The 291-nt window shown below is 36.8% G+C and carries 1 protein-coding gene; it reads left to right on the top strand.

Annotated elements, in window-relative coordinates:
- A partial coding sequence (locus tag PZH32_RS13625) for a type IV toxin-antitoxin system AbiEi family antitoxin domain-containing protein (RefSeq protein WP_428994063.1) occupies positions 1-291 on the top strand: 291 nt, incomplete at both ends.

Raw genomic sequence — 291 nt, 5'->3', positions numbered from 1 at the left:
CAGTAAGAACTGGATATAATCCAAGTCGTTTGCAGGAAGACGGTTTTCAAGTGTACACAGTAAAAAAGGATTTACATGAAATAGGAATCATAGCTATGCAGACATCATTCGGACATTCCGTTCCCGTTTATGACATGGAGAGAACAATTTGCGATCTGCTTCGCAGCAGGAAAAATATTGAAATGCAGGTATTTCAAGATGCATTAAAGCAATATGCAAAACGTAAGGATAAAAACTTACGGATGCTTATGAAATACGCAGCTATGTTTCATGTTGAAAACATACTTAGAC

It is taken from the genome of Adlercreutzia equolifaciens, assembly GCF_029076695.1.
GTDB lineage: Bacteria > Actinomycetota > Coriobacteriia > Coriobacteriales > Eggerthellaceae > Adlercreutzia > Adlercreutzia equolifaciens_A.
This window is presented reverse-complemented; position numbering and strand designations above follow the sequence as displayed.